The sequence below is a fragment of the Type-E symbiont of Plautia stali genome, from assembly GCF_059731115.1.
Genome location: NZ_AP035906.1, coordinates 33,397 through 56,251, shown reverse-complemented (window position 1 = coordinate 56,251; position 22,855 = coordinate 33,397). Strand labels below are relative to the sequence as shown.

Below are 22,855 nucleotides of genomic sequence, written 5' to 3'. Positions count from 1 at the left end.
ATTTAAATTTGTGAACTACTTCCAAATAATCTCTATTTATCCGCCACCAGCGATAGCTGGCACCATTGCGCCAGCTGCTTGATCGCCTCCTCCACTTCCGCATTCCAGCCAAAACCGGCGTTCAGTCGGAAACAGTGATCGTAACGGTGATCGGTGGCGAAGATATGTCCCGGCGCGATACCGATGCCCGCGTTACGCGCTTTAAGAAACAGCGCGCGCACGTTTAACGACTGAATGGGCATTTCCACCCACAACACATAGCCGCCTTCAGGATCCGATACACGCGTGCCCGCAGGGAAATAACGCAACACCGCCTGGCGCATATGGTGGATTTGATTCTTCAACTCACGACGCAATTTGCGCAGATGCGCATCGTAGCCGCCGCTGCGCAGCAGTTCAGCAATCGCTGCCTGTGACAACACCGAGGTGCCCATGCTGGTGGTGTATTTCAGCGAGGCGATTTTGCGCATGTAATTACTGCTGTGCACCCAGCCAATGCGGATACCGGGCGCCACCGTTTTCGAGAAGCCGCTGCAAAGAATGGCATTCGGGCTAAAGGCGCGCATCGGGAACGGACGGCGATTGCCAAACGCCGTATCACCGAAAATATCATCCTCAATAATCACCACATCATTCTCATCGGCCTGACGCGCAATATAGGCTTTCTGCTCGTTGGGAATGCTTTTCCCCAGCGGATTATTGATGTTGTTGATGGTGAGATAGGCCTGCACCGCTTTACGCTGAAACAGCGCGGTAAGTTTGCTGACGTTAACATAACCTTCCGGCCCGGCTTCCACTTCAATCACGCGCAGATTGAGATTATGCAGCATCTGCAACAGCACGAAGTAGCACGGCGATTCCACTGCCACGATATCGCCGGGGCGGGTGGTGGCGCGCAAAGCCAGTGAGATAGCTTCGATACAACCGTTGGTGATCAGGATGTCATCAGCGCTGATATTGCAGCCATAATCCACCGCGCGGCGTGCAATCTCGGCTTTGAGCGGCGCATAGCCGGTGCCCTTCACCGTGTTGCCGAGCAGTGCCGGTTTGCTGTAGCCCATCTGGCGCATCAGCAATCCAATTTTCTTGACCGGATAGAGCGAGATATCGCCATTGGCCAGATCCAGCCGCACACGACAATCGGAGCCCAGCATGGCCAGATGCAGCTCGGTTTGTTCATCCAGCGGGGCGACTTCACGCGGCTGTTCGCTGTGGATGGCAGCGGGTAACCCCCTGGGAACCTGACGGGGCGCCACAAAAAAGCCGGACTTAGGACGCGCAACGGCATAGTGCTCATCCTCCAGCGTGCGTAATGTTTTCAGCGCAGTGGTCATGCTGACGCTGTACTGCGTCGCCAGCGTGCGCACCGACGGTAAACGGCTATCAGGCGGCAGCGATCCGCTGTGAATGGCTTGTTTTATCTGCTCTGCAATCTGACGGTAACGACTACTCTGGCTCTCCTGTTCACCCGTTCCATCCGCCATCTGTTCCACCCTATATCGTGCTGATCTGTGCGTATCCATCAGATTACATTCAAAGTACTTTAGGCTGCATCTGTTAATTCAGCCTCAGACATTCATTCCGTTGCAACTTCGTGGCCCCTTTTCCTGCCCGTTACCGCCAGCACGGTAACGGCGATTTTATTAGCCAAAGGATGAAGTGAAAAATGAATAATCTGTCCACCATGATGAGAGAAATTGAAGGTTATCTCACGCCCGCGATTATCGATTCTGCTCAACGCTGTTCTCAACGCTTACTTGCCGCCCTACCCGATAGCGACAATCCCGCTAACAATCGCGTGCTACTCGCCTATGGCGGCGGGAAAGACAGCAGCTACATGGTGGCGTATGTGCGCTACATTCAGGGGCTGATTTGGCAGCAGCAGGGCAGCACCTTCCAGCTGCGCATCAGCACCAATCGTCATGCGGCGATGAACGACAGCGTGATGGAAAATATCGACCGCGTATATCGTGCACTGCACATTCCGGGTGATGACTTTACCGAATGCCTGGTGACTGATGGCTTGCAAATCCGCCACTTTGAACGTCATCTGCCGATGCCCGACAGCGTGCGCCAGCAGAATCGCAACGATGTGCTGATGAATGGCCATCGCTTTCGTGCCGATGCGCGCTCCACTTTCTGTAACGCCTGCAACCTCAGCATGGTGAACTCATTTGGCCTTGCCGCGCACTACGAGGGCGGCGTGGATGTGATCATCACCGGTGATTCGCCGCAGGAGCAGACCGCTTACCTCGCCTGGGCTCGTCATCTTTCACGCCTGTTTGATGCGCCCGTTGCCGACAAATCACGCGGCTTTAGCGGCTTCCTGCAAACCCTGGATGGCGTGGCAGAACGCTATTTCGCCGACATTTACGGCGCCGAGCAGGTTACCCCGGCCCATCGCATCACCTGGCAGCTGGCACGCGATCCGCTGTTCTTCAACATCTATCAGGACACCGCCTATGAAGCGGGTGCGCACTGGTCGCTACTCACCGAGTTCATGCACTTCCGCTTTGATGAGCTGATGTTCAGCTTCTCTGAATCGGACTGCGGCAACCCGACGTTAATGGCACATATTCGCGGTCTGCGAGCGGAGACGCTGATGCAGCGTAGCTACGCCGAAGGCATTCGCGAATATGTGCGCTTTGCGCTCGGCCTGATGGAGAAGAAAGATTTCCCGCCGCAACTGATTGCGGAAATGGCGGCGCGTTATCAGGACGATGCGGCGATTGAACGCGCTCGCCAGCGTGCAGCGCAGTTTGCCGAACAGGCGTTTGGCCTCAACGAAACCCAGCTGGTGTGCATGATCTATTCGCCGTTTATCGCGCAAGGCCAACAGCTCAATGTCTGGCTACAACAGCTCGATCAGGCGCCTGATGAACAGGCGGTGTGGGCACTGCTATGCGGCGATAGCGATGATTTGCTGCTGGCACAGCAGCTGGAGCAGCTCTCCGGCCTGACGATTGCACAGATGCGCCAGTGCTGGCGCAGTGCACAGGTCAATACGCTGCTGGATGGCACGCGCGGCGATGCGCTCTCACGCGTGCTGCGTTTCGATCCCCACAAAGCAGTGATTCAGGTCAACAACGGTGCCTTGCAAGACATCGTCACTGAAGTGATCTCCGGGCGTTAACCCGGTAAGGCGACGCGATGAGAAAGATTTTCCTGCAGATTGGCGCCACGCGTGACGGGCAAAATCCGTACTGTGCGGTGGCAAAACGTGAGGGCTATTTTACCGTGCTGGCGGAGATGGGCGACTTTGTCGACTATCAAAGCTTAAGCATTCAGCTGCCGTTCGATCTGATTGTGCGTCTCGATCGCCCGGAAAATCCGTGGGATGTGTTACAAGCCTGTCTGCGCGCGGGCTTACTGGAACATCCTCAGGTGGTGCTGGCAGGCTTTGAAGCCTACAACGCCAGCGCCGGTCGCGTACGCGAACTGCTGGCCGGGCCGGATGCCGGACCTTGCTTTATTCCGCCGGATAAGTACGCACAGCGCATGGCCTTGCGTAAAGCCTGGCCACGCTTTCCACAGCCGGAGTTTCGCTTCTTTGCCTCACCGCTGAGCATTCGTGACGCGCGTGATGCACTGCTGTATCCCTGCGTGATCAAACCGGTAGATGGCGGCGGCGGATTAGGGATCTGGCTGGTGGAAGAGGCCAGCCAGCTCGATGCGGTGATCGGCAAGCTGGTGGAGACCATGAACTACGGCGGGCGCGGCTTTAGCGGCTTTATTGTCGAAAGCTGGCTGCCGGGCGACGAGTATTCACTACAAGGTGTGGTGGATAACGGACACGCGGTGGCGCTGACCTGCTGTCAAAAGGTGATCGAGCACCACATCGATGCAGAAGGCTGTATCAGCTTTTACGAATCCGGCCATGTGGCGATGGCTGCACAACAGCTGCCTGCGGCCTTTGCCAGTTTGATGAGCTTTTGCTGTGAGACCTTTGGCTATCGCCAGGGCGCCTTCCACATCGATTTTATTATGGTGAACGGTGAACCGCACTTCCTCGAAATGGGCTTCCGCTTATCGGGCATGGGCGTGGTGAATCTGGTCGAGGAAGTCACCGGCATTAACTGGGCGGAGGTAGCGTTTCAGATTGAAGCCGGACGGGGTTTGCCGGTGCTGCACTTCCCTAAGCAAGCCCAGGCCATTGGTCGCCTGCGCCTGCGTCAGCGCCTGCAATATGACGCAGCGGAACGCTGGATCGCCCAACATCAGCGCGGTCAACTATTGCCACCGCTCAATCTGCCCGCGCTGGCCGTCTCGCCGCGATCTTCGCTCTACGCTGATCTCACCCGCCATGCCGGGATTCTCGCCACCTTCCGTCTCGCAGCAGAAAGCCGGGACGATGTGCTGGCTGTGTTCCAGCAGATTCTCGACGTTCCGTCTTTAGCCACCCGGAGAGATCTTCTATGTGCAGAATGATTCTGGCATACGGCCAGTTTGATGCGGCAGCGGTACTGGACGCCGCACGCGCCATGAGCTGTGGCGAAACCGCCACGCATGACGGCCCGATCAAACAGCACCCGAATGGCTGGGGCTGTTTGTGGCTGGATCAGGGAAAGATTCGCACCCTGCATGGCACTGGCACCTTTGCTGATGCGCTGCCTGGTATTGATGTTGATGCATTGCGTCATAGTCGTTTTCTGGCGGTACATGTCCGCCACGCCACGCTGAGCAAAAATCACGGCATCGAGTTTTCCCATCCGCTGTGGCGCACCAGCGGCGCGACGCAGTGGTACATGATGCACAACGGCTTTTTACCCACGGTCTATGCGCAACTGGGCATGGCGGAATCGCGCTTTGACTCCGCCGAATACCTTGAATATATCGTCGATCAGGTGACGCCTGCCGATTTTACCCGTGACTACCTGCGCAGCAAGATGGCGCGCGTGGCACCGGGTGGCAGTGCGGCTAATGCGATTTTTGTCACCCGGGATAAAGCCTGGGCGTGGCAGTGGCATCCCGATGACACCCCTTATCCTGACTATTTCACGTTGCATCATTATCAAAATAACAGCACCACTTTTATCTCTTCTGAACCTATTGCTGCACTGGGCACGGCGTCTGACTGGCGTCGCATGAACAACCATGAACTTCATGAATTTCCACTTGGGGAGTGATCAGCATGGCCATTTTCAATCAGATACGCGTTATCCATCCAAAAATGTTCGTCGAAAGCACCTGGCTGGATGACATCGTGACCGCGCGCGTGCCGCTGTTGGTGCTGCGCAATTTCCTGACGCCTGAAGTGCGCGAAGCGGTGGTGGACGATCTGCAACAGTGCCGCGATCAGGTGCGCGTCTCGCGCTATCCAAATGGCGCACTGACCACGCTCGGCCCCTATCTGGCTAAACACACTCGCGCACCCGAAAATTACTTCACCGAGTTGCGCGACATCCAGCCTGCACTGCCAGCATCACTGCACTGCCTGCGCGATCAGGTTTACAACTGGGTTAAGCACTCATTGCGTCTGGAGAGTCTGCACACTGCCCGCGAGCCGGAGTTGGGCGATTACGCGGGTTCGATTGTGCGCTTTCATGCCAATGGCGTCGCCAATCCACTGCATAACGACAACATCGTACGCGATGCCGCGGGCAGTGGTTTGGCCGTCACCCACATCCTGCATCAACTGAGCTGTGTGGTCTGTTTGCAGGAGTGTCACGCGGGCGGGGAACTGCGGATATTCAACAAGAAGTGGCATCCGGTGGATGAGCGCTTCAAAACGCCGGGTGAACTCGGCTATCAGACTGGCGTGATTGAGCAAAGCGAGGCGTGTGAGTTCTCCCCACGCAGCGGCGACATCTATCTGTTTAATCCTGCGTTTTATCACGAGATTGATCGCGTGGAAGGCGACACGCGCATCACCATGGGCTTTTTCTTTGGCCTGACCGACAAAAAAATGAAGCACGCCATTGCCTGGAGTTAATACCGGGCCTTCGACGAGGAGATGAAGATGAATACCTATGAAAAAATCACCACCCTGCTGGATCAACACCACGCGGACTATCGCGTGGTGGAGCATGAGGCCATCGGTCAGACCGATGTGATCAGCGGCATTCGCGGCAACGATCTCAATCAGGCGGCCAAAGCGATGGTGCTGGAAGTGACGATGCCTGACGGTGCCGATGCGCGTTACCTGCTGGCGATAGTGCCGGGCGACTGCAAGATCAACTTCAAAAGTGCCGCACGCGCCATTGGTGGCAAGAAGTCGAGCTTTGCCGCGCCAGAGAAAGCACAGGAACTGACGCAGTGTGTGATGGGCGCGGTGCCGCCCTTTAGTTTTGATGACCGACTGGCGCTACGCGTCGATGCGCGCCTGCGTGATGTCGGCACGCTGTGGTTTAACGCCGGCGCGCTGGAGCGTTCCATGGCGCTGAATGTGGATGATTTTTTTCGAGTTATCGGCGATGACTGTTGTGCAGACATTGCCACTCCGATGACGGCGACTGCCTGAAACGGCCGTAGTAAGGAACGAGTATGTCAGTAAAAGATATGATGTTAGCCCTGTGCGTAGTGGTGGCGTGGGGCGTGAATTTTGTGGTGATCAAACTGGGTCTGCACGATATGCCGCCGTTTCTGCTGGCGGGATTGCGTTTTGCACTGGTGGCGTTCCCGGCGATCTTCTTTGTGAAGCGGCCGCAGATCCCTTTGCGCTGGCTGATCGTGTACGGCATGACTATCAGCTTTGGTCAGTTCGCTTTCCTGTTTCTGGCGATCAAACTCGGCATGCCTGCGGGACTGGCCTCACTGGTGTTACAGGCACAGGCGTTCTTTACGCTGCTGCTCGGTGCTTTGTTACTGGCGGAGAAACTGCGCTGGAATCACATCGTCGGGATTTTGGTGGCCACGCTCGGCATGTTTATGCTGGCAACCGCCGGCATGGAAGGCCAAACCACCGCCGGGATTACGCTCACTACCATGATGCTGACGCTAGCGGCGGCGCTGTCATGGGGACTGGGCAATATCACCAACAAGATCATTTTGCGTAATCGTAAGGTGCCGGTGATGTCGCTGGTGGTGTGGAGTGCGCTGGTGCCGGTAGTGCCCTTTTTCGCCTGCTCATGGTGGTTCGATGGCGAGGCAGCGATCGTCACCAGCCTGCTGAATATCTCGTTGCAGACGGTACTGGCGCTGATTTACCTCGCGTTTATTGCCACTATTGTCGGCTACGCGATCTGGGGCAATTTGCTCGGTCGCTATGAGACCTGGCGCGTGGCGCCGCTGTCACTGCTGGTGCCCGTGGTGGGCATTCTTAGCGCTGCGCTGGTACTCGACGAAACCCTGTCAGCGCAGGAAGTTCTCGGTGCGTCAGTGATTATTCTCGGCCTGCTGGTGAACGTGTTCGGCGGGATGGTGAGTCAGCGATTATGGGTGCGCACCTGATTCGCAGAAACAAAAACGCCGCATTTCTGCGGCGTTTTCTTCTCAACACAATATCCTTAGTTAAGGATTTCAATGCGGCGCGGTTTCGCCTCTTCAGGAACGATGCGTTCCAGATCGATGCTCAGCAGGCCCAGTTCGAGACGCGCATCGCGCACCACGATGTGATCGGCCAGCTGGAATTTGCGCTCAAAGTTACGTTCAGCGATACCCTGATACAGGTATTTGCGCTCCGGTTGCTCTTCGGGGTGCGCACCGCGAATAATCAGCACATTGTCGTGTGAGGTAATATCTAACTCGCTCTGGGCAAAGCCCGCAACGGCAATGGTGATGCGATAGTGGTTTTCATCCACCAGCTCAACGTTGTACGGAGGATAGCCACCATTGGCCTGGTTCTGATTGGACTCAAGCAGACTAAACAGACGGTCGAAACCAATAGCAGAACGATAAAGCGGAGTGAGATCAAAGTTACGCATAAAAAGACTCCTGAAAATCAGCAAGTTTTGGCAACCTTCCACCATGGACAGGTTGTGCGGCCCGCTGCTGTCCCTGTCGGCAACAGCAACGCGACCGTGAAGTAAAAATGGGTGCGCTTTGATCGCTTTCAAGGGCAATGCGTATTTTTTTACAGCAATTTTGACGAAATAGCATACACTCAGAAATTCTTCGCCTGCATTGCATGACATCGCCACAGAGCTTTGCTGCAGCAGGAGACACACTCCAGCCAGAAGTGATGGCTGTAGGGATGATGAAATGAAAATGATGAAAAGCTTTCCGCTCACCGGCCTGCTGGTCTGCGGCGTTTTGACTACTTCGGGTTGCTCCAGCGTCATGTCTCACACTGGCGCCAGCCAGGGTTATTATCCCGGCACTCGCGCCAGCGCAGATATGATTGCCGATGACAATACCAGCTGGGCGATAAAGCCGCTGGCGGTGATCGATCTGCCCTTCTCCGCCGTACTGGATACGATTCTGTTGCCGTGGGATTACTTCCGCACTGACAAAGATTCGGCGCATGACCGTGTGCTGCAAAGCGAAAAATTGGCTGGCACTGACGCCAGCCTGGCGACTGCCGCCGCTATGCCATCGACGTCGCACTGACGCAGAACAGCTGGCGCCAGCCCTCAATTTCCCGCATATAAGCGATCTGTTTGCCGTCCGGTGACCACACTACCGCATCACCGGAAGGCGGCTGCTCGCTGCGTTTGGTTAAGCGCGTGCAGTGCCCGGTCGCCACATCACAGCGCATCACGCTGTTATCGCAAATAAAGGCGATCGCCTCGCCTGACGGCTGCCAGCTGAATGCCGACTGAATAGTGCTGCTGAGCCGCGTGATTTGACGCGGTGAACCACCGTTAGGCGACACACGCCACAGCTGTACAACGCCCTGCTCATCCGCCATCAGGAAGGCGATGGTGCTGCCGTCCGGTGACGCGCGCAGCCAGTGACGTGGCTGCAATGCTAACCCTTTACTGTGCGTGATGCGGCGCTGCTGCACACCGGCAGGCGGTGCAGGCAGTTTATCCGCCGTGCCCTGTAACGGTGATGCACCGGGTTTGGCGTAATCACTCAGCGCCTCGGGCAAATCCACCACAAACACTTCCGGCACTTTATCGCCGTTGGCAGCACGCGTATCACCGATAAACGCCAGCGCCCAGCGCTGCCAGCTGCCATCTGGTTTTTGATATCCGCGCTCGCCAATCCAGCCCTCTTCATAAGCGCGGTCAATCTGATCGCTGCCCGGCTGGGGATCGCGCGTGGTTTGGCTCACCAGCACGCAGTAATGGCTGCCATCGTATTCACGGGGATGCTGTTTCGGTGGACACACCGGATGCAGCGGTACGGCTACACCGACATTACGCAGATCCTCACGCGCATCTTTTTCATGCATCACATGGTCGTTATAGGTATAGCTGAGGCGCGATCCGTCTGGACTAAATACATGCACATGCGAGCCGCCGCGCAATGCGCCGGGCGTATAAGGTGCGGTAATGTCACAGGCATCGAGATTTTCCGCATTGCCCTGCTGCACAATGACGCCGCGACGATGATGGAAATCGTAATGCCAGTGTGCATCGGGATGCTCCGGGCCATGGATACATACATAGCGCGACGGCAGATCCGGGCTGACGGTCACCACGCCGACATGCGCACCGTCGCGTGCCTGATACAGCACCTCGACCGCACCGCTCGCGACGTTGACGCGTTCGATGGTCAGACTGGTAAAGGACGCGCCCGACGGACGAACATCAAACGCCAGCCACTGGCTGTCTGCGGTCCAGACGTTGATATTGGTGAGCTGATGATGACGCTGTGCAAAGGTGAGTTGTTTTTCTGACATGAGGCAACCTTACATCCAACAGTTGCCGAACAAAGTACGCGATTATGGGGTGAGGTGCAGCAGTCACAGCGCAATAATTTGCGAACAGTTGGCGCAATTCAATACGAATCGATCACGTCAGGAATGAGTGATCGATTGCGCGATAAATCATGAACAGATCGCGCAATGAATGGCGCCGCTACGCATCGCAGGGCGTTGTAGCGGCGCCATTTATCGCGCGTTATCGATCACCCAACCCGCTTCACATCCCCGACCAGCAGGATATAGGAGAGCGCACCAACCAATGCCACGGCGGAGATATACACCAGCGCCGGGGCAAAGCCGTAATCCTGTGCCAGATAGCCCACCACCAGCGGCACCGTGATGCCGCCCAATCCACCGATAAAGTTAAACATTCCACCGGTTAAACCGATCAGGCGAACCGGCGCCAGCGACGACACCAGCGACCAGGTAATAGAGGCGAAGCCGTTGCCGAAGAACGCGATGGCCATCAGCGTCATAATCCACACCGGATCGTTGGTGTAGTTGGCACCCATGATGCAGGTAGAGATCAGCAATCCACAGATAATCGGCGTTTTACGCGCAAAACCAAGTGAACGCCCGCTGCGCACCAGACGATCGGCCACGATGCCAGAAAGAATCACACCAAAGAAGGCAGCGAGGAACGGCACGGTGGTCATAAAGCCTGCTGTCAGCGCAGAGATGTGTTTTTCCTGCGTCAGATAGTTCGGGAACCAGGTCAGGAAGAACCACAGCGTAGATGTCACCGCGAACTGGCCAAGATACACACCACACAGCTTGCGATGGAACACCAGTTTCCAGTCGGCTGCGGTGAGTTTGGTGCGCGTTTTTTTCGCGGCAGGTGCATCACCCTCCACCATCGCGCCACCTTCGCGGATATAGTCCAGCTCCGCCTGGTTGATGCCTTTGCTCTGGCTTGGGGCTTGATAAAACTTGATCCACACCAGCGACCAGATGATGCCGATGCCGCCTGTGATGATGAACACCCAGTGCCAGCTCAGCAGTTCCTGAATCCAGATCAGCAACGGTGTGAGAAAAGCGAGACCGACAAACTGACCGGAGGTATAAAAGCCGACAGCGGAGGCGCGCTCCTGCTCGGGGAACCAGCTGGTGACCAAGCGATTGTTGGTCGGGAACGCGGGTGCTTCGAAAATACCGGTAATCGCACGCAAGCCAATCAGCGATAATAATCCGCTGGCAAAACCCTGGAATAACGTGGCGACCGACCAGCCGAAGATGGCAATAAAATAGGTCAGGCGGGAACCGACGCGATCGAGGAACCAGCCGCCGGGGATCTGGCACAGCGTATATAACCAGGCAAAGGCAGAGAAGACATATCCCATCTCCGCTTTACTGATGCCGAACTCTTCCTGAATATGCGCAGAGGCCACCGCTAAATTAGCGCGGTCGACATAGCAAATCACTACCGTAATAAAGATCATCAGCAGCGTAATATAACGACGCCGGGTGGGTTTGGCCTGAACAGCAGAGAGATCCATGGTGTGTCTCCGTAATCATATTTGTAGTTCAGGCGCGAAGATGCCCGCCGCTACAAATGCAGGGTAAGGATAGTGAAGGTAAAACCGCACAGGCGGTAAATGTCATTTGCCGGGAAAAAGGCTGAGCGAGGCCCTATGCCTTATTTCACCGGCATATCTTTATCTAAAAGATTTTATAAATTCTTATACCCTAAATAATTCGACGTGCAGAATGGTGGCATGGGAATACACTCCCAAGAGCTTACTTAAGGTGAGTAAGCACAGCCAACGCATCTGTCGCTTAAATTATGACGAGTATTACCACTCAGCGACCGTTCCGTCTGGGAAACGCCATAATGGATTACGCCAGTCTGGTGCATTCTTACTTCTTTCAATCACCAGCTCTTCGTTAATTTCCACGCCGAGACCCGGTTTATTCAGTGGATAGAAGTGACCATCATCCATTTTGAAATCATCTTTATTGATAACGTAATCCAGCAGTTCAGCACCCTGATTATAGTGAATGCCCATGCTCTGCTCCTGGAACACCGCGTTGCGTGAAACGAAATCGACATGCAGGCAGGCAGCCAGCGCGATTGGGCCGAGCGGACAGTGTGGTGCCAGCGCTACATCGTAAGACTCTGCCATCGCGGCAATTTTGTAGCACTCGGTGATACCGCCCGCATGCGACAGATCCGGTTGCAGAATCGCCAGGCCACCCGCTTCCAGCACGCGTTTGAACTCGAAGCGCGAGAACATACGTTCGCCTGCCGCAATCGGAATATGAGTTTGCGCCGCCAGACGCGGATAGTATTCTGCCTGCTCCGCCAGCACCGGCTCTTCAATGAACAGCGGACGATACGGCTCCAGCTCTTTGATCAGCACTTTCGCCATTGGCGCACTGACGCGGCCGTGGAAATCGAGGCCGAACTCAATCTCTTTGCCAAAGGCTTCACGAATCTGTGCCACGGTATTCACCGCTGCATCCACTTTGCGCGAGTTGTCGATAATGCCCATCTCTTCGCATCCATTCAGCTTGAAGGTGTCGAAGCCAATCTTGCGCAGTTTCTTGATGCCGTCGACCACTTCTTCCGGACGATCGCCCCCCACCCAGCTGTAAGCCTTGATGCTGTCACGCACCAGACCACCAAGCAGCTGATACACCGGCACGCCCAGCGCTTTGCCTTTGATATCCCACAATGCCTGATCGATACCGGCGATGGCGCTCATCAAAATCGGACCACCGCGATAGAATCCACCGCGATACATCACCTGCCACAAATCGTTGATGCGTGCCGGGTCCTGACCAATCAGATATTCCGACAGCTCATGCACAGCCGCTTCGACGCTGCGCGCGCGCCCTTCAATCACCGGTTCGCCCCAGCCAACGATGCCTTCGTCGGTTTCGATTTTCAGGAACATCCAGCGCGGCGGCAGGCGATAAGTGGTCAGTTTGGTAATTTTCATCGTACAGCATCCTTATAAGCAGCAATAAATGCGCGAGCTTTCTCCACAGTGCGCGACAGCGGCTGGCCAGCGCGATAGAGATCGCTGCCCAAACCTGCGCCAATGCAGCCTGCGGCCATAAATTCATGCAGGTTTTCCGGCGTCACGCCGCCCACCGCAAACACCGGCACTTCCGGCGGCAGCACCGCTTTCAAGGCCTTGATGTAGCCCGGACCAAACGCCGACGATGGGAAGATTTTCAGCGCCTGGGCGCCCGCTTGCAGTGCGGTGAAGGCTTCGGTGGCGGTGGCGCAACCCGCTGCAACAATCATCCCTTTCGCCACGGCCTGACGGATGACTGCCGCATCGGTATTCGGCGTCACCACCAGCTTGCTGTTAAGCGTGGCCAGTTCATCGACCTGCGCCGGATGCAACACGGTGCCCGCACCGATCAGCGCTTTATCGCCGAAAGTCTGCACCATCGCGCCGATGCTTTTGGCCCATTCCGGGGAATTCAGCGGGATCTCAATGGCATCGAAACCCGCTTCGATTAGGGCACCCACGTGCGCTTCAGCCTCGTCTGGCGTGATGCCACGCAGGATGGCGATCAATGGCAATTTAGTGTGCCAGGTCATCTGCAATACTCCTTATTCCATGCTGGAACGCGCGGTCGCCTTCCAGGGTGACTGAATCCATGCCGATAAATTGCAGCGCCTGCTGATAACGCTGCGCCAGCGCATTTCCAGCAATAATGATGATCGGTTGGCGGCGATCCGCGTGTTCCGTCATCAGCGCCACTTCATGACCAATCAGCAGGCCGGATAGGAAATCGCTGATATGGCGGCGATCGCGTGCGCCCAATACATGAGAAGCACGCACTTCGAACAGCCTGGAAAGGATCGATGCGTCGTGGCTGCCGACCGCTAAGCCCTCACGGAAAGCGGCGGCATTCTCTTCCTGTTCGGGTAAACCCGCACCGATTAGCGACTGTTTCAGCAGCAGATGATGCAGTTCACCCGTCATCACCGTGCGAAAGTCCTGTACACGCTGCTGCTCCACCTGCACCCATTTGGCATGCGTGCCAGGCATCACATACTGCATAGCGGGTTGCAGCGCGAAGGCACCTAGCAACTGTGTCTCTTCACCGCGCATCACGTTGTAGTTGTCAGCACGTTCGACGCTCAATCCCGGCACGATCCACGCTTTATCTTCAACGCGGGTCAGGCGGCTGCTGAGTTGATCCAACGCCACAGGACAGGCCAGATAAGGCACCGTAAGCCAGCCTGCATTGCTACCGACCATGCCCGCCATCACCACCGGCACATCATTCACTGGCCAACCGTCTGTCACACTGGCAAAGACCTCTGCAGGCGTGCGTCCGCCAAGACGCGTGACGCCCGCTTCTGACCGGCGCTCATCAACGCAGTTACCCTGCTGATAATGCCAGGCACGCAGATTGGTTGAACCCCAATCAATCGCGATATAGCTGGTCACATAATCTCCTTGAGTCGGGCGGTGGAGCTGGCGATCATCGCTTTTGCCGCCTGCTCCGCCGCATCACCATCCTGATGTCGGATGGCATCAAACAGCGCCTTGTGTTCGGCTAAGGTGCGCGGCATGTTGCCGGAATCCGCCATGTAGGTTTTCGCAAACACCGCTTTCTGTAACTGGCTGATCGCCACATTAAGCTGCTGCAATACCGGATTGTGCACCGAAGCCAGCACCGCTTCGTGGTAGCGGATATCCGCCTCATTGAATGCTTCCCGATCGAGATGATGGGCAACCATGTCGTTATAAGCCTGCTCAATCGCCGCCAAATCGTTGGAGGTCGCGCGTTCCGCCGACCAGCGCGCAATCTGCGGCTCCACCAGCACGCGCACTTCACTCATGGCGGCAATCAGCCTGGGATCCTGGTCGTGCGCCAGTGCCCATTGCAGGACATCGCTGTCGAGGTAATTCCACTGATTGCGCGGGGTGACAAAGGCGCCACGGTAACGCTTCATCTCCATCAACCGCTTCGCCATCAGCGAGCGAAATACTTCGCGGATGATGTTTCGCGAGGTGCCAAACCGTTCACACAACTCGGCTTCGGCTGGCAACGCGGCGCCCGGCACATACTTCCCTGCTACAATTTCTTCACCCAGCGTCAGGATGATGCGCTCGGTTTTGCTTAATTGTTCTTGCGTCATGATGTTCCATTCAGTGAAAGACGGTAGCCCATCAGATTACTGCTTTCGACGCGTGAAAACTAACAGACACCTCACGTCATGACGCAGATTGTAGTACCAACTAGGAAAGTTGTACTACAATATGGATCACATAACAGACAATTTATCGACGCATAAATGTGCACCCGATTAAATCGAGCTGAGTGTGAGTTGGGGCATCATTTATGACGGATCAGTGTGCCCCAGGCAGAAACTTAGAAGCTCGCTCGTTGGGTGATCATTCATGGTGAAGCAATGCGCACCGGGTGGAAACGGGACTGATCGTTCGCGGGTTCATCATTTATGAAGTATGAATAGCTGCTTCACGGAAACCGTAACGATCATTCGTCGTGTCGGCATTGATGGCGACCGATGGGCATTTGCAGAATGAATTCAGAGAGGCGGACAGCAGCACGCTGCCCGCAAAAGAAAGGATTACAGCACCAGCTCTTCAATGGCATGCGCGACGCCATCTTCCATATTGGTTTTGGTCACGAACTGCGCAATGTTTTTGACTGAATCAATGGCATTACCCATCGCCACGCCGGTTCCCGCGTACTCAATCATCGCCAGGTCGTTTTCCTGATCGCCAATTGCCATGACTTCCGACTGTTGCAGGCCGAGTTTGTCCGCCAGCATTTTCACGCCGTAGCCTTTGTTGACCAGTGGATTGAGAATTTCGAGGTAGTACGGCGCACTTTTCAGGATGGTATAGCTGTCACGCGCCCGCGCAGGCAGGCCAGCAATCGCTTTATCCAGCAAATGTGGCTTGTCGATCATCATCAGTTTCGGGAAGCGAGTGGCCGGGTCCATCTCTTCTACCGCGCGATAGCGAACCGGAATGCCGGTCAGGCTGGCTTCATGGATGGTGTATTCGCTGATGTCTTTGTTTGGCGTGTAGAGGAAAGATTTGTCGAATGCCTGGAAATGCACGCCGAGGTCGCGCGCCAGCTGTTCCAGATAAAGATAGTCATCAAAGCTCAGCGTTTTTTCTGCCACCACATCGCCGCTATCCGCGCTGTGCACCAGCGCACCGTTGTTACTGATGCAATACTGGCCGGGCTGCTGCATATCGAGTTCCATCAGATAGCGCTCAATGCCGACCAACGGACGACCAGTCGCCAGCACAATGGAAACGCCTTTATCACGCGCACGACCAATCGCCGATTTCACCGCCGCCGTCACTTCGTGCTGCGGGTTGAGCAGCGTGCCGTCCATATCGATCGCAATCAATTTTATCGCCATAACATCCTCGGTTAAGTCAGAGTTTGTTTAATGCTAGCGCGATTCAGCTCACATTGAACAGTTAATCGGCAACGGACGGCACTTCAGGCTATTTTGCGGTCAGCGGCTTGCGGACAAACAAGCCATAGCTCAGCGCACCCAGCATCAGCAAGCCCGCTCCCAGCAAGAACACGTTGGTAAATTTGCCGGTAGTATCCAGGATGATGCCCGTGACAATGGGTGCCATTGCTGCGCCGAGGAAGCCACCAAAGTTCTGAATCGCACCCAATGAGGCAACCTGAGATTTTGGTGCAATATCACTGGCCAGCGTCCAAAGTGCCCCTTGTGGCATCTGCGAACAGAAGTAGCCCATGGCCAGCAGGCCGATTGCCAGCGGCGTACTATCCACGAAGGGGATCGGTGCCACGAAGCAGGCGGCCAATGCTGCGCCAGTCACAATAGGAACTTTACGCGCGGTGATGGCCCGCACACCGCGACGCACTAATCGATCGGACAGCATACCGCCCACCAGCACGCCTAAAATGCCGGCGAAGAATGGAATAGAGGCGATCCAACCAGTGGCTTTAAGACTGAAACCCAGGGATTTCTCCAGATAGCCTGGTAGCCAGGTCAGATAAACCCAAATGGTGAACATGATGGAGAAGTTGCCGATCACCATAAACCAGGTGGTGCTATGGCGGAACAGTGCGCCCCAACTGGCTTGTGCCTTCTCTTCTGGTGCAGCGACACTGCGCTGCCCGGCATGCAGCAAAGCATCTTCACGCGCTTCTGGATCACGATAAAACTTCCACCACGCCAGCAGTAATGGGATCCCCATTAAGCCAATGGCGACAAACATGCCGCGCCAGCCGAATGTCAGCAACAGTACGGTCAGAATCGGAGGGGCAATCGCATTTGCGATTTGCGAACCGGTATTGATGATCGCCGTGGGTAAGCCTCGCTCGTTATCACCAAACCAGCGATGGGTGATCTTAATGCCCGAAGTGAAAAACGGCGATTCGGCGATCCCTAACATCATGCGTAAGCCATAGAAGAAGCTGTAGCTGTTCACAAACGCCGCCAGCACAGTAAACGTGGACCATAAGCCAAGCGCCCATGAAAACATTTTCTTCGGGCCAAACTTATCCACCAGCCAGCCAGCGGGTAAATTCGCCAGCGCATAAGGCCAGAGGAACGCGGAAAGTAACAAGCCCATTTCCGTTTGAGAGAAACCAAATTCAGCGGCAATGGTGGTGTTGGCAATGCTCAGGTTGGCGCGATCAAGATAGTTAACCACCGCTGCCAACAACAGAAGGAGGACGATGCCCCAGCGCAGTTTACCTATGGTTGTCGGCTGGGTAATGGTCGCATCAGATAAGGTATGCGCAGAAGGTTTCATGACGCCTCCTGCGGTGCAGTAAACAGGTCGAGATGGATTTTAATCACTGCTTTGCGAATGCGCTGTACTTCGGGCGCGGCACAGCATGGGCGATGCACATCGTGCGGGAAAAACAGCGCGAATTGGCCAGGCGTTAAGGTAATCATCGATTCATTGATGGTGTCCTGATAAAACACCACATCTCGTTCATTGCGCAAATCTTCAGTAATGACATGCTGCGGATGCGCACGCGCCACGCCGATATTTTCACGTCCTTCCAGTAAATATTGAATATCAACATAGTTAAAGTGCGACTCCGCACGGCGCGCACTCGCCGGCTCGGTCTCCATTTCCTGCACCAGACAGAACATCTGGTTGTTGGGCAGTAAATCGTATTTCCCTGCTTCCAGCTGGCTGAAATCGGTATCCGCAATCCAGCGAATAGCCTGGTCAACTATGGGATGAAAAGCGTGGCGCTCGCGCGTCCAGTCCAGTCGATCGCATACAATCATGATGTCTTCCCGTGTCGTTATCGTTAGAGGGTTCAGGTACAGCGGGAGGATAAATATCCTCCCTGAGAGGTGTTATTTGGCTACACGTGGCTGCCACAACGCACTGCCATCACGGATTTGATCGAGCAGCACGCTCAATCCCCAGAATTTTTCCAGCACGTTGTCTTTGTTCACCCGGCAGTGCTCACTGGCAAACGTGCCCAGTCGCTGGTGATAAATCTTGGCGTTTTTTGGATAGCCGAGCGTTTCAGTCACAGCGCTCAGCGACAGGAACAGCGACAGTTCATGGGCTTTTTCCGGCTGCTGTGCGCCATGGTGATAAAGCCAGTGATATAAGCCCGGATGGAAGTTGGTGAACACACCGCTGAAACCTTTGGATCCCGCTTGCATCGCCGGCCAGGCAATCGCGGCATTCGCATTGATAATGGCCAGTGGCGTGCCCTGAGCCAGTTTGACGCGGCGCTCAACAGTTGGCAGATCGCAGCTCACATCTTTCAGCACCACAAAACGGCCACTATTGGCGCAGAAACTGAACTCTTCATCACTCAACAGTCGACGATATGGCGCCGGGCACTCATAAAGCCCCAATGGCATGTCTGCGGGTAACGATTCCAACAGATGATTGAGATGGGTATAGAATGCTTCGCTGCCCTGATTTTGAGGATCGAGGTGGTTGGTCACCAGGACCAAAGCATCAATCCCGGTATTGGCCATAGCCTGCAGCTCTTTAGTTTGCTCTGCCAGATCATCACTGACATGGCCTGAGGCGATAACGGGCACGCGGCCTTCTACTTTCTGTACCACAAAGCGAGCCAGTTCTACTCGCTCCTCAAGGCTGAGATACTGCATCTCACTCGACTGGCACACCGCGAATAGCGCATCCACGCCCTCTTTTAAGTACCAGCTAATTAGCTTTTCCAGGCCGGGATAATCAATCTGGTTATCTGGGGTAAACGGGGTCAGCATAACCGGTACAATGCCTTCAATCTTTTTCATCATCTCTCCTGACAGCGAAAGGCCGCTGTGATTAGTTATCTGGTTTATCGTTGTTGAAGTCGGGTCAGCACCTGCTGACGATCGGGCATGTTGCTTGCCCCTTCTCGTTCAACAGCGAGCGAAGCAAAAGCAGAGGCCCAGGTCGCCGCTTGCAGCAAGCTTTGGCCCTGAGCGAGTGCCGCCACCAACGCGCCGTTGAAGGCATCGCCCGCGCCCGTGGTATCCACGCTGAGCGCAGGAAATGCCGGAATATGGTGAAATTGTTGGTTATCAAACAGCAGTGCACCGCGCGATCCCATGGTGATGATCACCCTCCGCGCGCCCAGTGCGACAATGGCCTGAGCAGCCGCGCGTGCGCTGGCGACATCATGGATTTCAATGCCAGACAGACGCGAAGCTTCGGTTTCATTCGGCGTGAGTACATCAATCATCGGCAGGCAGCTCACCACGTCAGGGGAAAATGGCGCAGGGTTCATAATGACGCGCACGCCCATGGTGTGTGCGAGACGGATGGCGCTGCGGGTAGCTTCAAAGTTGTTTTCCAACTGCAGTAGCATCACATCCGCATCGGTTAATTCATGCGTGAGTTCAGCAATCTCTTCGTCGGTAATGGTTTTGTTGGCACCCGAATAGATGGCAATCATGTTCTCGCCATTTTCTTGCGAGACATAAATGATGGCGCTGCCCGTGGGTTCGGTATCGGTCTGATAGAGACGAAAGGAGTGAATGTCGGAAGCGGAGAGATGATCGAACGCAAACTGGCTGAATTGATCGGTACCGACTTTGGCCACAAAATGGACGCGCGTACCCGCACAGCTAGCGGCCATCGCCTGATTGGCGCCTTTACCGCCAGGCCCCAGCGTGCTGCCTAACGCCATCAGTGATTCGCCACTTTGCGGAAACTGCGCCACTTTCGCCACGATATCGACGTTAAAAGCACCAAGAATGCAGACTTTCCCCTGCTTACCGGATGACTTTATCTGGCCTTTACGTGACTGCAGGCGTTGTAGCAACACCTCAAAGTTGCCGCTTTCGCTGATGAGCTTTTCCTGCAAATTGCGGCGTAACGCAATCGCTCCACCATAGCAGCGCTGCACTAAGCCCTGCTGTGCCAGTGCACTGAGATCAGTACGAATGGTTTCTCGTGTCACGCCTAACTGGCTTGCCAATCCATTAACCGTGACCCGTTCGTGCTCATCCAGCCATTGCAAAATCTGGCTACGTCGTTCTTCCAAAAACATGCGTTTCCCTCCGTTTCGCTCGCAAGCGTAAGGGAGACGACTGTTTATGAAAGTGATGCGGATCTCAGCACTCGGGAAAAAACGGAAGCAAACAAAAGCGAATGCAGATGTTTTTCAAGGAAAAAGAAGATTGTCAGGCGGATAACAAAATAGGGGGAATAAAAAACCCTTCCCGATAGGGAAGGGTTGATGTGACAAATCAGATATCGATGTTAGCAGCTTTCAGCGCGTTCTCTTCGATGAAGGCGCGGCGCGGTTCAACCGCATCGCCCATCAGCGTGGTGAACAGCTGGTCAGCCGCGATGGCGTCTTTGATGGTGACGCGCAGCATGCGGCGGCTGTCTGGATCCATGGTAGTTTCCCACAGCTGCTCTGGGTTCATCTCGCCCAGACCTTTATAGCGCTGGACTGACAGACCACGGCGCGACTCTTTCACCAGCCACTCAATTGCCTGCTCGAAGCTGGTCACTGGCTGACGGCGATCGCCACGTTCGATAAACGCATCTTCTTCAATCAGGCCACGCAGCTGCTCGCCCAGACCACAGATTTTACGGTATTCCGGTCCATCAATGAATTCGCTGTCCATCGGATAGTCGGTATCAACGCCGTGCGTACGCACACGTAATACCGGTTCGAACACGTTCAGTTCGCTGTTGGTGCGTACGTGCGCCATATAGCTGCTGCCGTGCGCTTCGCGCTCGCTCAGGTATGCGACTAAACCTTCAATCCAGCCTTTAACTGCGGCTTCATTGCTGAGATCGCTGAGGGTCGGATGGTAGATCAGGCCACGCAGCATTGCCGTTGGGAAGCGACGTTCCATACGCTTGATCATGCGCTGGGTGCTGTTGAAATCACCCACAAGATTTTCCAGCGGCTGGCCGCCGAGCGCCGGTGCGCTGGCGTTGGTGTGCAGTGTTGCGCCATCCAGTGCGATAGCGATCTGGTACTGATCCATCGCTTCGTCATCTTTAATGTATTGTTCCTGCTTGCCTTTCTTTACTTTGTACAGTGGCGGCTGAGCAATATACACATGACCACGCTCGACGATTTCCGGCATCTGACGATAGAAGAAGGTCAACAGCAGCGTACGGATGTGCGAGCCATCGACGTCGGCATCGGTCATGATGATGATGCTGTGATAACGCAGTTTGTCCGGGTTGTATTCGTCGCGTCCGATACCACAGCCGAGTGCGGTGATCAGCGTCGCCACTTCCTGAGAGGAGAGCATCTTGTCGAAACGCGCTTTCTCCACGTTGAGGATTTTACCTTTCAGCGGCAGGATCGCCTGGTTCTTACGGTTACGTCCCTGCTTGGCAGAGCCGCCCGCTGAGTCCCCTTCCACAAGGTAAATTTCAGACAGCGCAGGGTCACGTTCCTGGCAATCAGCCAGCTTGCCCGGCAGACCAGCCAAGTCCAGCGCGCCTTTACGACGGGTCATTTCACGGGCGCGGCGCGCCGCTTCACGTGCACGCGCGGCATCGATAATTTTGCCAACCACGATTTTCGCGTCTGACGGGTTTTCCAGCAGGTATTCGCTCAGCAGTTCGTTCATCTGCTGCTCAACCGCGGATTTCACCTCAGAAGAGACCAGTTTGTCTTTGGTCTGTGAGGAGAACTTTGGATCCGGCACTTTCACCGAGACCACAGCAATCAGGCCTTCACGCGCATCATCACCGGTGGCGCTGACTTTGGCTTTTTTGCTGTAGCCTTCTTTGTCCATATAAGCGTTCAGCGTACGCGTCATTGCCGCACGGAAGCCCGCAAGGTGCGTACCGCCATCGCGCTGTGGAATGTTGTTGGTGAAGCAGTAGATGTTTTCCTGGAAACCATCGTTCCACTGCAGCGCGACTTCCACACCAATACCGTCTTTCTCGTTAGAGAAATAGAACACGGTTGGGTGAATCGGGGTTTTGTTCTTGTTGAGGTACTCAACAAACGCCTTGATGCCGCCTTCGTAGTGGAAGTGGTCACTCTTGCCGTCACGCTTGTCTTCCAGACGGATTGAAACACCCGAGTTCAGGAAGGAGAGTTCACGCAGGCGTTTCGCCAAAATGTCATACTCGAACTCCACCACATTGGTGAAGGTTTCGTAGCTCGGCCAGAAACGGACGCGTGTACCGGTGGTTTCAGTATCACCGGATACCGCCAGCGGTGCCTGCGGCACACCGTGCTGATAAATCTGCTGATGCACTTTACCTTCGCGGCGAATGGTCAGTTCCAGTTTCTGCGACAGGGCGTTAACCACTGACACGCCCACGCCGTGCAGACCACCGGACACTTTATACGAGTTATCGTCGAATTTACCGCCGGCGTGCAGCACGGTCATGATCACTTCTGCCGCAGACACACCCTCTTCCGGGTGAATGCCGGTCGGAATACCACGGCCATCATCCTGAACAGACACAGAATTGTCCGCATGGATGGTGACGACGATGTCACTACAGTGACCCGCGAGCGCTTCGTCGATTGCGTTATCCACGACCTCGAATACCATGTGATGCAGACCGGTGCCGTCATCGGTATCACCGATATACATACCCGGGCGTTTGCGTACCGCATCAAGCCCTTTAAGGACTTTGATACTTGAGGAGTCATAAGAATTCGACATCAACGTTTCTCGCTCAT

Annotated in this window: 21 protein-coding genes; 7 read left to right on the top strand and 14 right to left on the bottom strand. The window is 55.3% G+C overall.

Annotated features, from left to right (window positions below; all coding sequences use genetic code 11):
• Positions 1 to 32 precede the first annotated feature (32 nt).
• Positions 33 to 1,484: an aminotransferase-like domain-containing protein gene (locus AC6I8L_RS00265; RefSeq protein ID WP_058961173.1), complete on the bottom strand. Its 1,452-nt coding sequence runs from the start codon at positions 1,482 to 1,484 to the stop codon at positions 33 to 35.
• A 182-nt stretch (positions 1,485 to 1,666) separates the two neighbouring features.
• Between AC6I8L_RS00265 and AC6I8L_RS00260 the strand changes: the two genes are divergently transcribed.
• The 6 genes from AC6I8L_RS00260 to AC6I8L_RS00235 are packed head-to-tail and all read left to right on the top strand — an operon-like array spanning position 1,667 to position 7,389.
• Positions 1,667 to 3,133 (top strand): hypothetical protein, encoded by a 1,467-nt coding sequence (locus AC6I8L_RS00260; protein WP_058961175.1) that lies wholly within the window; start codon positions 1,667 to 1,669, stop codon positions 3,131 to 3,133.
• A 17-nt stretch (positions 3,134 to 3,150) separates the two neighbouring features.
• Positions 3,151 to 4,428, top strand: a complete 1,278-nt coding sequence (locus AC6I8L_RS00255) for an ATP-grasp domain-containing protein (protein WP_058961177.1) — start codon at positions 3,151 to 3,153, stop codon at positions 4,426 to 4,428.
• Entirely contained in the window at positions 4,416 to 5,126 is a 711-nt protein-coding gene (locus AC6I8L_RS00250) for a class II glutamine amidotransferase (protein ID WP_058961179.1), read from the top strand. Before AC6I8L_RS00255 ends, AC6I8L_RS00250 begins: the two co-directional genes overlap by 13 nt.
• 5 nt (positions 5,127 to 5,131) lie before the next feature.
• Positions 5,132 to 5,932: a 2OG-Fe(II)-dependent halogenase WelO5 family protein gene (locus AC6I8L_RS00245; protein ID WP_097118435.1), complete on the top strand. Its 801-nt coding sequence runs from the start codon at positions 5,132 to 5,134 to the stop codon at positions 5,930 to 5,932.
• Positions 5,933 to 5,959: 27 nt separating this feature from the next.
• On the top strand, positions 5,960 to 6,460 hold the full coding sequence (locus AC6I8L_RS00240) for a YbaK/EbsC family protein (RefSeq protein WP_034829989.1): 501 nt from the start codon (positions 5,960 to 5,962) through the stop codon (positions 6,458 to 6,460).
• Positions 6,461 to 6,483: 23 nt separating this feature from the next.
• Positions 6,484 to 7,389, top strand: a complete 906-nt coding sequence (locus AC6I8L_RS00235; protein WP_058961711.1) for an EamA family transporter — start codon at positions 6,484 to 6,486, stop codon at positions 7,387 to 7,389.
• 56 nt (positions 7,390 to 7,445) lie between these two features.
• Here AC6I8L_RS00235 and ibpA read toward each other — a convergent pair whose 3' ends face one another.
• A complete protein-coding gene (gene ibpA, locus AC6I8L_RS00230) occupies positions 7,446 to 7,862 on the bottom strand; it encodes a small heat shock chaperone IbpA (protein WP_034830093.1) in 417 nt (138 codons plus the stop codon).
• A 277-nt stretch (positions 7,863 to 8,139) separates the two neighbouring features.
• Here ibpA and AC6I8L_RS00225 point away from each other — a divergent pair, with 277 nt between their 5' ends.
• Positions 8,140 to 8,487, top strand: a complete 348-nt coding sequence (locus AC6I8L_RS00225; protein ID WP_034829992.1) for a YceK/YidQ family lipoprotein — start codon at positions 8,140 to 8,142, stop codon at positions 8,485 to 8,487.
• On the opposite strand, the gene AC6I8L_RS00220 is transcribed toward AC6I8L_RS00225, so the two are convergent.
• The 12 genes from AC6I8L_RS00220 to gyrB form a co-directional block, all read right to left on the bottom strand.
• A complete protein-coding gene (locus AC6I8L_RS00220) occupies positions 8,465 to 9,727 on the bottom strand; it encodes a YidR family protein (RefSeq protein WP_058961710.1) in 1,263 nt (420 codons plus the stop codon). The two genes, AC6I8L_RS00225 and AC6I8L_RS00220, sit on opposite strands and share 23 nt — an antisense overlap.
• 227 nt (positions 9,728 to 9,954) lie before the next feature.
• A complete protein-coding gene (locus AC6I8L_RS00215; RefSeq protein ID WP_058961709.1) occupies positions 9,955 to 11,247 on the bottom strand; it encodes an MFS transporter in 1,293 nt (430 codons plus the stop codon).
• Positions 11,248 to 11,544: 297 nt separating this feature from the next.
• Positions 11,545 to 12,693, bottom strand: a complete 1,149-nt coding sequence (dgoD, locus tag AC6I8L_RS00210) for a galactonate dehydratase (protein ID WP_034829995.1) — start codon at positions 12,691 to 12,693, stop codon at positions 11,545 to 11,547.
• Positions 12,690 to 13,307 carry a 2-dehydro-3-deoxy-6-phosphogalactonate aldolase gene (locus AC6I8L_RS00205; protein ID WP_034829997.1) on the bottom strand — a complete coding sequence of 206 codons (618 nt, stop codon included), beginning with the start codon at positions 13,305 to 13,307 and terminating at the stop codon, positions 12,690 to 12,692. Before AC6I8L_RS00205 ends, dgoD begins: the two co-directional genes overlap by 4 nt.
• On the bottom strand, positions 13,291 to 14,166 hold the full coding sequence (locus AC6I8L_RS00200) for a 2-dehydro-3-deoxygalactonokinase (RefSeq protein ID WP_058961708.1): 876 nt from the start codon (positions 14,164 to 14,166) through the stop codon (positions 13,291 to 13,293). The genes AC6I8L_RS00205 and AC6I8L_RS00200 overlap by 17 nt, the downstream gene beginning before the upstream one ends.
• Positions 14,163 to 14,861 (bottom strand): FadR/GntR family transcriptional regulator, encoded by a 699-nt coding sequence (locus AC6I8L_RS00195; protein ID WP_034829999.1) that lies wholly within the window; start codon positions 14,859 to 14,861, stop codon positions 14,163 to 14,165. Before AC6I8L_RS00195 ends, AC6I8L_RS00200 begins: the two co-directional genes overlap by 4 nt.
• A 453-nt stretch (positions 14,862 to 15,314) precedes the next feature.
• Positions 15,315 to 16,124, bottom strand: coding sequence for a sugar-phosphatase (gene yidA / locus AC6I8L_RS00190; protein ID WP_034830000.1), 810 nt, complete (start codon positions 16,122 to 16,124; stop codon positions 15,315 to 15,317).
• A gap of 88 nt (positions 16,125 to 16,212) precedes the next feature.
• Positions 16,213 to 17,502, bottom strand: coding sequence for an MFS transporter (locus AC6I8L_RS00185; RefSeq protein ID WP_058961707.1), 1,290 nt, complete (start codon positions 17,500 to 17,502; stop codon positions 16,213 to 16,215).
• Positions 17,499 to 17,993: a NanQ anomerase/TabA/YiaL family protein gene (locus AC6I8L_RS00180; protein WP_058961706.1), complete on the bottom strand. Its 495-nt coding sequence runs from the start codon at positions 17,991 to 17,993 to the stop codon at positions 17,499 to 17,501. Before AC6I8L_RS00180 ends, AC6I8L_RS00185 begins: the two co-directional genes overlap by 4 nt.
• Before the next feature lie 72 nt (positions 17,994 to 18,065).
• Positions 18,066 to 18,989 (bottom strand): dihydrodipicolinate synthase family protein, encoded by a 924-nt coding sequence (locus AC6I8L_RS00175; RefSeq protein WP_058961705.1) that lies wholly within the window; start codon positions 18,987 to 18,989, stop codon positions 18,066 to 18,068.
• Positions 18,990 to 19,033: 44 nt separating this feature from the next.
• Entirely contained in the window at positions 19,034 to 20,230 is a 1,197-nt protein-coding gene (locus AC6I8L_RS00170) for a PfkB family carbohydrate kinase (RefSeq protein ID WP_058961704.1), read from the bottom strand.
• Positions 20,231 to 20,429: 199 nt separating this feature from the next.
• Positions 20,430 to 22,838, bottom strand: coding sequence for a DNA topoisomerase (ATP-hydrolyzing) subunit B (gene gyrB / locus AC6I8L_RS00165; protein WP_034830003.1), 2,409 nt, complete (start codon positions 22,836 to 22,838; stop codon positions 20,430 to 20,432).
• Positions 22,839 to 22,855 lie beyond the last annotated feature (17 nt).

Coding starts and splice junctions, on each gene's coding strand:
- AC6I8L_RS00265 (WP_058961173.1), bottom strand. CDS start 1,484: ATGGCGGATGGAACGGGTGAACAGGAGAGCCAGAGTAGTCGTTACCGT.
- AC6I8L_RS00260 (WP_058961175.1), top strand. CDS start 1,667: ATGAATAATCTGTCCACCATGATGAGAGAAATTGAAGGTTATCTCACG.
- AC6I8L_RS00255 (WP_058961177.1), top strand. CDS start 3,151: ATGAGAAAGATTTTCCTGCAGATTGGCGCCACGCGTGACGGGCAAAAT.
- AC6I8L_RS00250 (WP_058961179.1), top strand. CDS start 4,416: ATGTGCAGAATGATTCTGGCATACGGCCAGTTTGATGCGGCAGCGGTA.
- AC6I8L_RS00245 (WP_097118435.1), top strand. CDS start 5,132: ATGGCCATTTTCAATCAGATACGCGTTATCCATCCAAAAATGTTCGTC.
- AC6I8L_RS00240 (WP_034829989.1), top strand. CDS start 5,960: ATGAATACCTATGAAAAAATCACCACCCTGCTGGATCAACACCACGCG.
- AC6I8L_RS00235 (WP_058961711.1), top strand. CDS start 6,484: ATGTCAGTAAAAGATATGATGTTAGCCCTGTGCGTAGTGGTGGCGTGG.
- ibpA (WP_034830093.1), bottom strand. CDS start 7,862: ATGCGTAACTTTGATCTCACTCCGCTTTATCGTTCTGCTATTGGTTTC.
- AC6I8L_RS00225 (WP_034829992.1), top strand. CDS start 8,140: ATGAAAATGATGAAAAGCTTTCCGCTCACCGGCCTGCTGGTCTGCGGC.
- AC6I8L_RS00220 (WP_058961710.1), bottom strand. CDS start 9,727: ATGTCAGAAAAACAACTCACCTTTGCACAGCGTCATCATCAGCTCACC.
- AC6I8L_RS00215 (WP_058961709.1), bottom strand. CDS start 11,247: ATGGATCTCTCTGCTGTTCAGGCCAAACCCACCCGGCGTCGTTATATT.
- dgoD (WP_034829995.1), bottom strand. CDS start 12,693: ATGAAAATTACCAAACTGACCACTTATCGCCTGCCGCCGCGCTGGATG.
- AC6I8L_RS00205 (WP_034829997.1), bottom strand. CDS start 13,307: ATGACCTGGCACACTAAATTGCCATTGATCGCCATCCTGCGTGGCATC.
- AC6I8L_RS00195 (WP_034829999.1), bottom strand. CDS start 14,861: ATGACGCAAGAACAATTAAGCAAAACCGAGCGCATCATCCTGACGCTG.
- yidA (WP_034830000.1), bottom strand. CDS start 16,124: ATGGCGATAAAATTGATTGCGATCGATATGGACGGCACGCTGCTCAAC.
- AC6I8L_RS00185 (WP_058961707.1), bottom strand. CDS start 17,502: ATGAAACCTTCTGCGCATACCTTATCTGATGCGACCATTACCCAGCCG.
- AC6I8L_RS00180 (WP_058961706.1), bottom strand. CDS start 17,993: ATGATTGTATGCGATCGACTGGACTGGACGCGCGAGCGCCACGCTTTT.
- AC6I8L_RS00175 (WP_058961705.1), bottom strand. CDS start 18,989: ATGAAAAAGATTGAAGGCATTGTACCGGTTATGCTGACCCCGTTTACC.
- AC6I8L_RS00170 (WP_058961704.1), bottom strand. CDS start 20,230: ATGTTTTTGGAAGAACGACGTAGCCAGATTTTGCAATGGCTGGATGAG.
- gyrB (WP_034830003.1), bottom strand. CDS start 22,838: ATGTCGAATTCTTATGACTCCTCAAGTATCAAAGTCCTTAAAGGGCTT.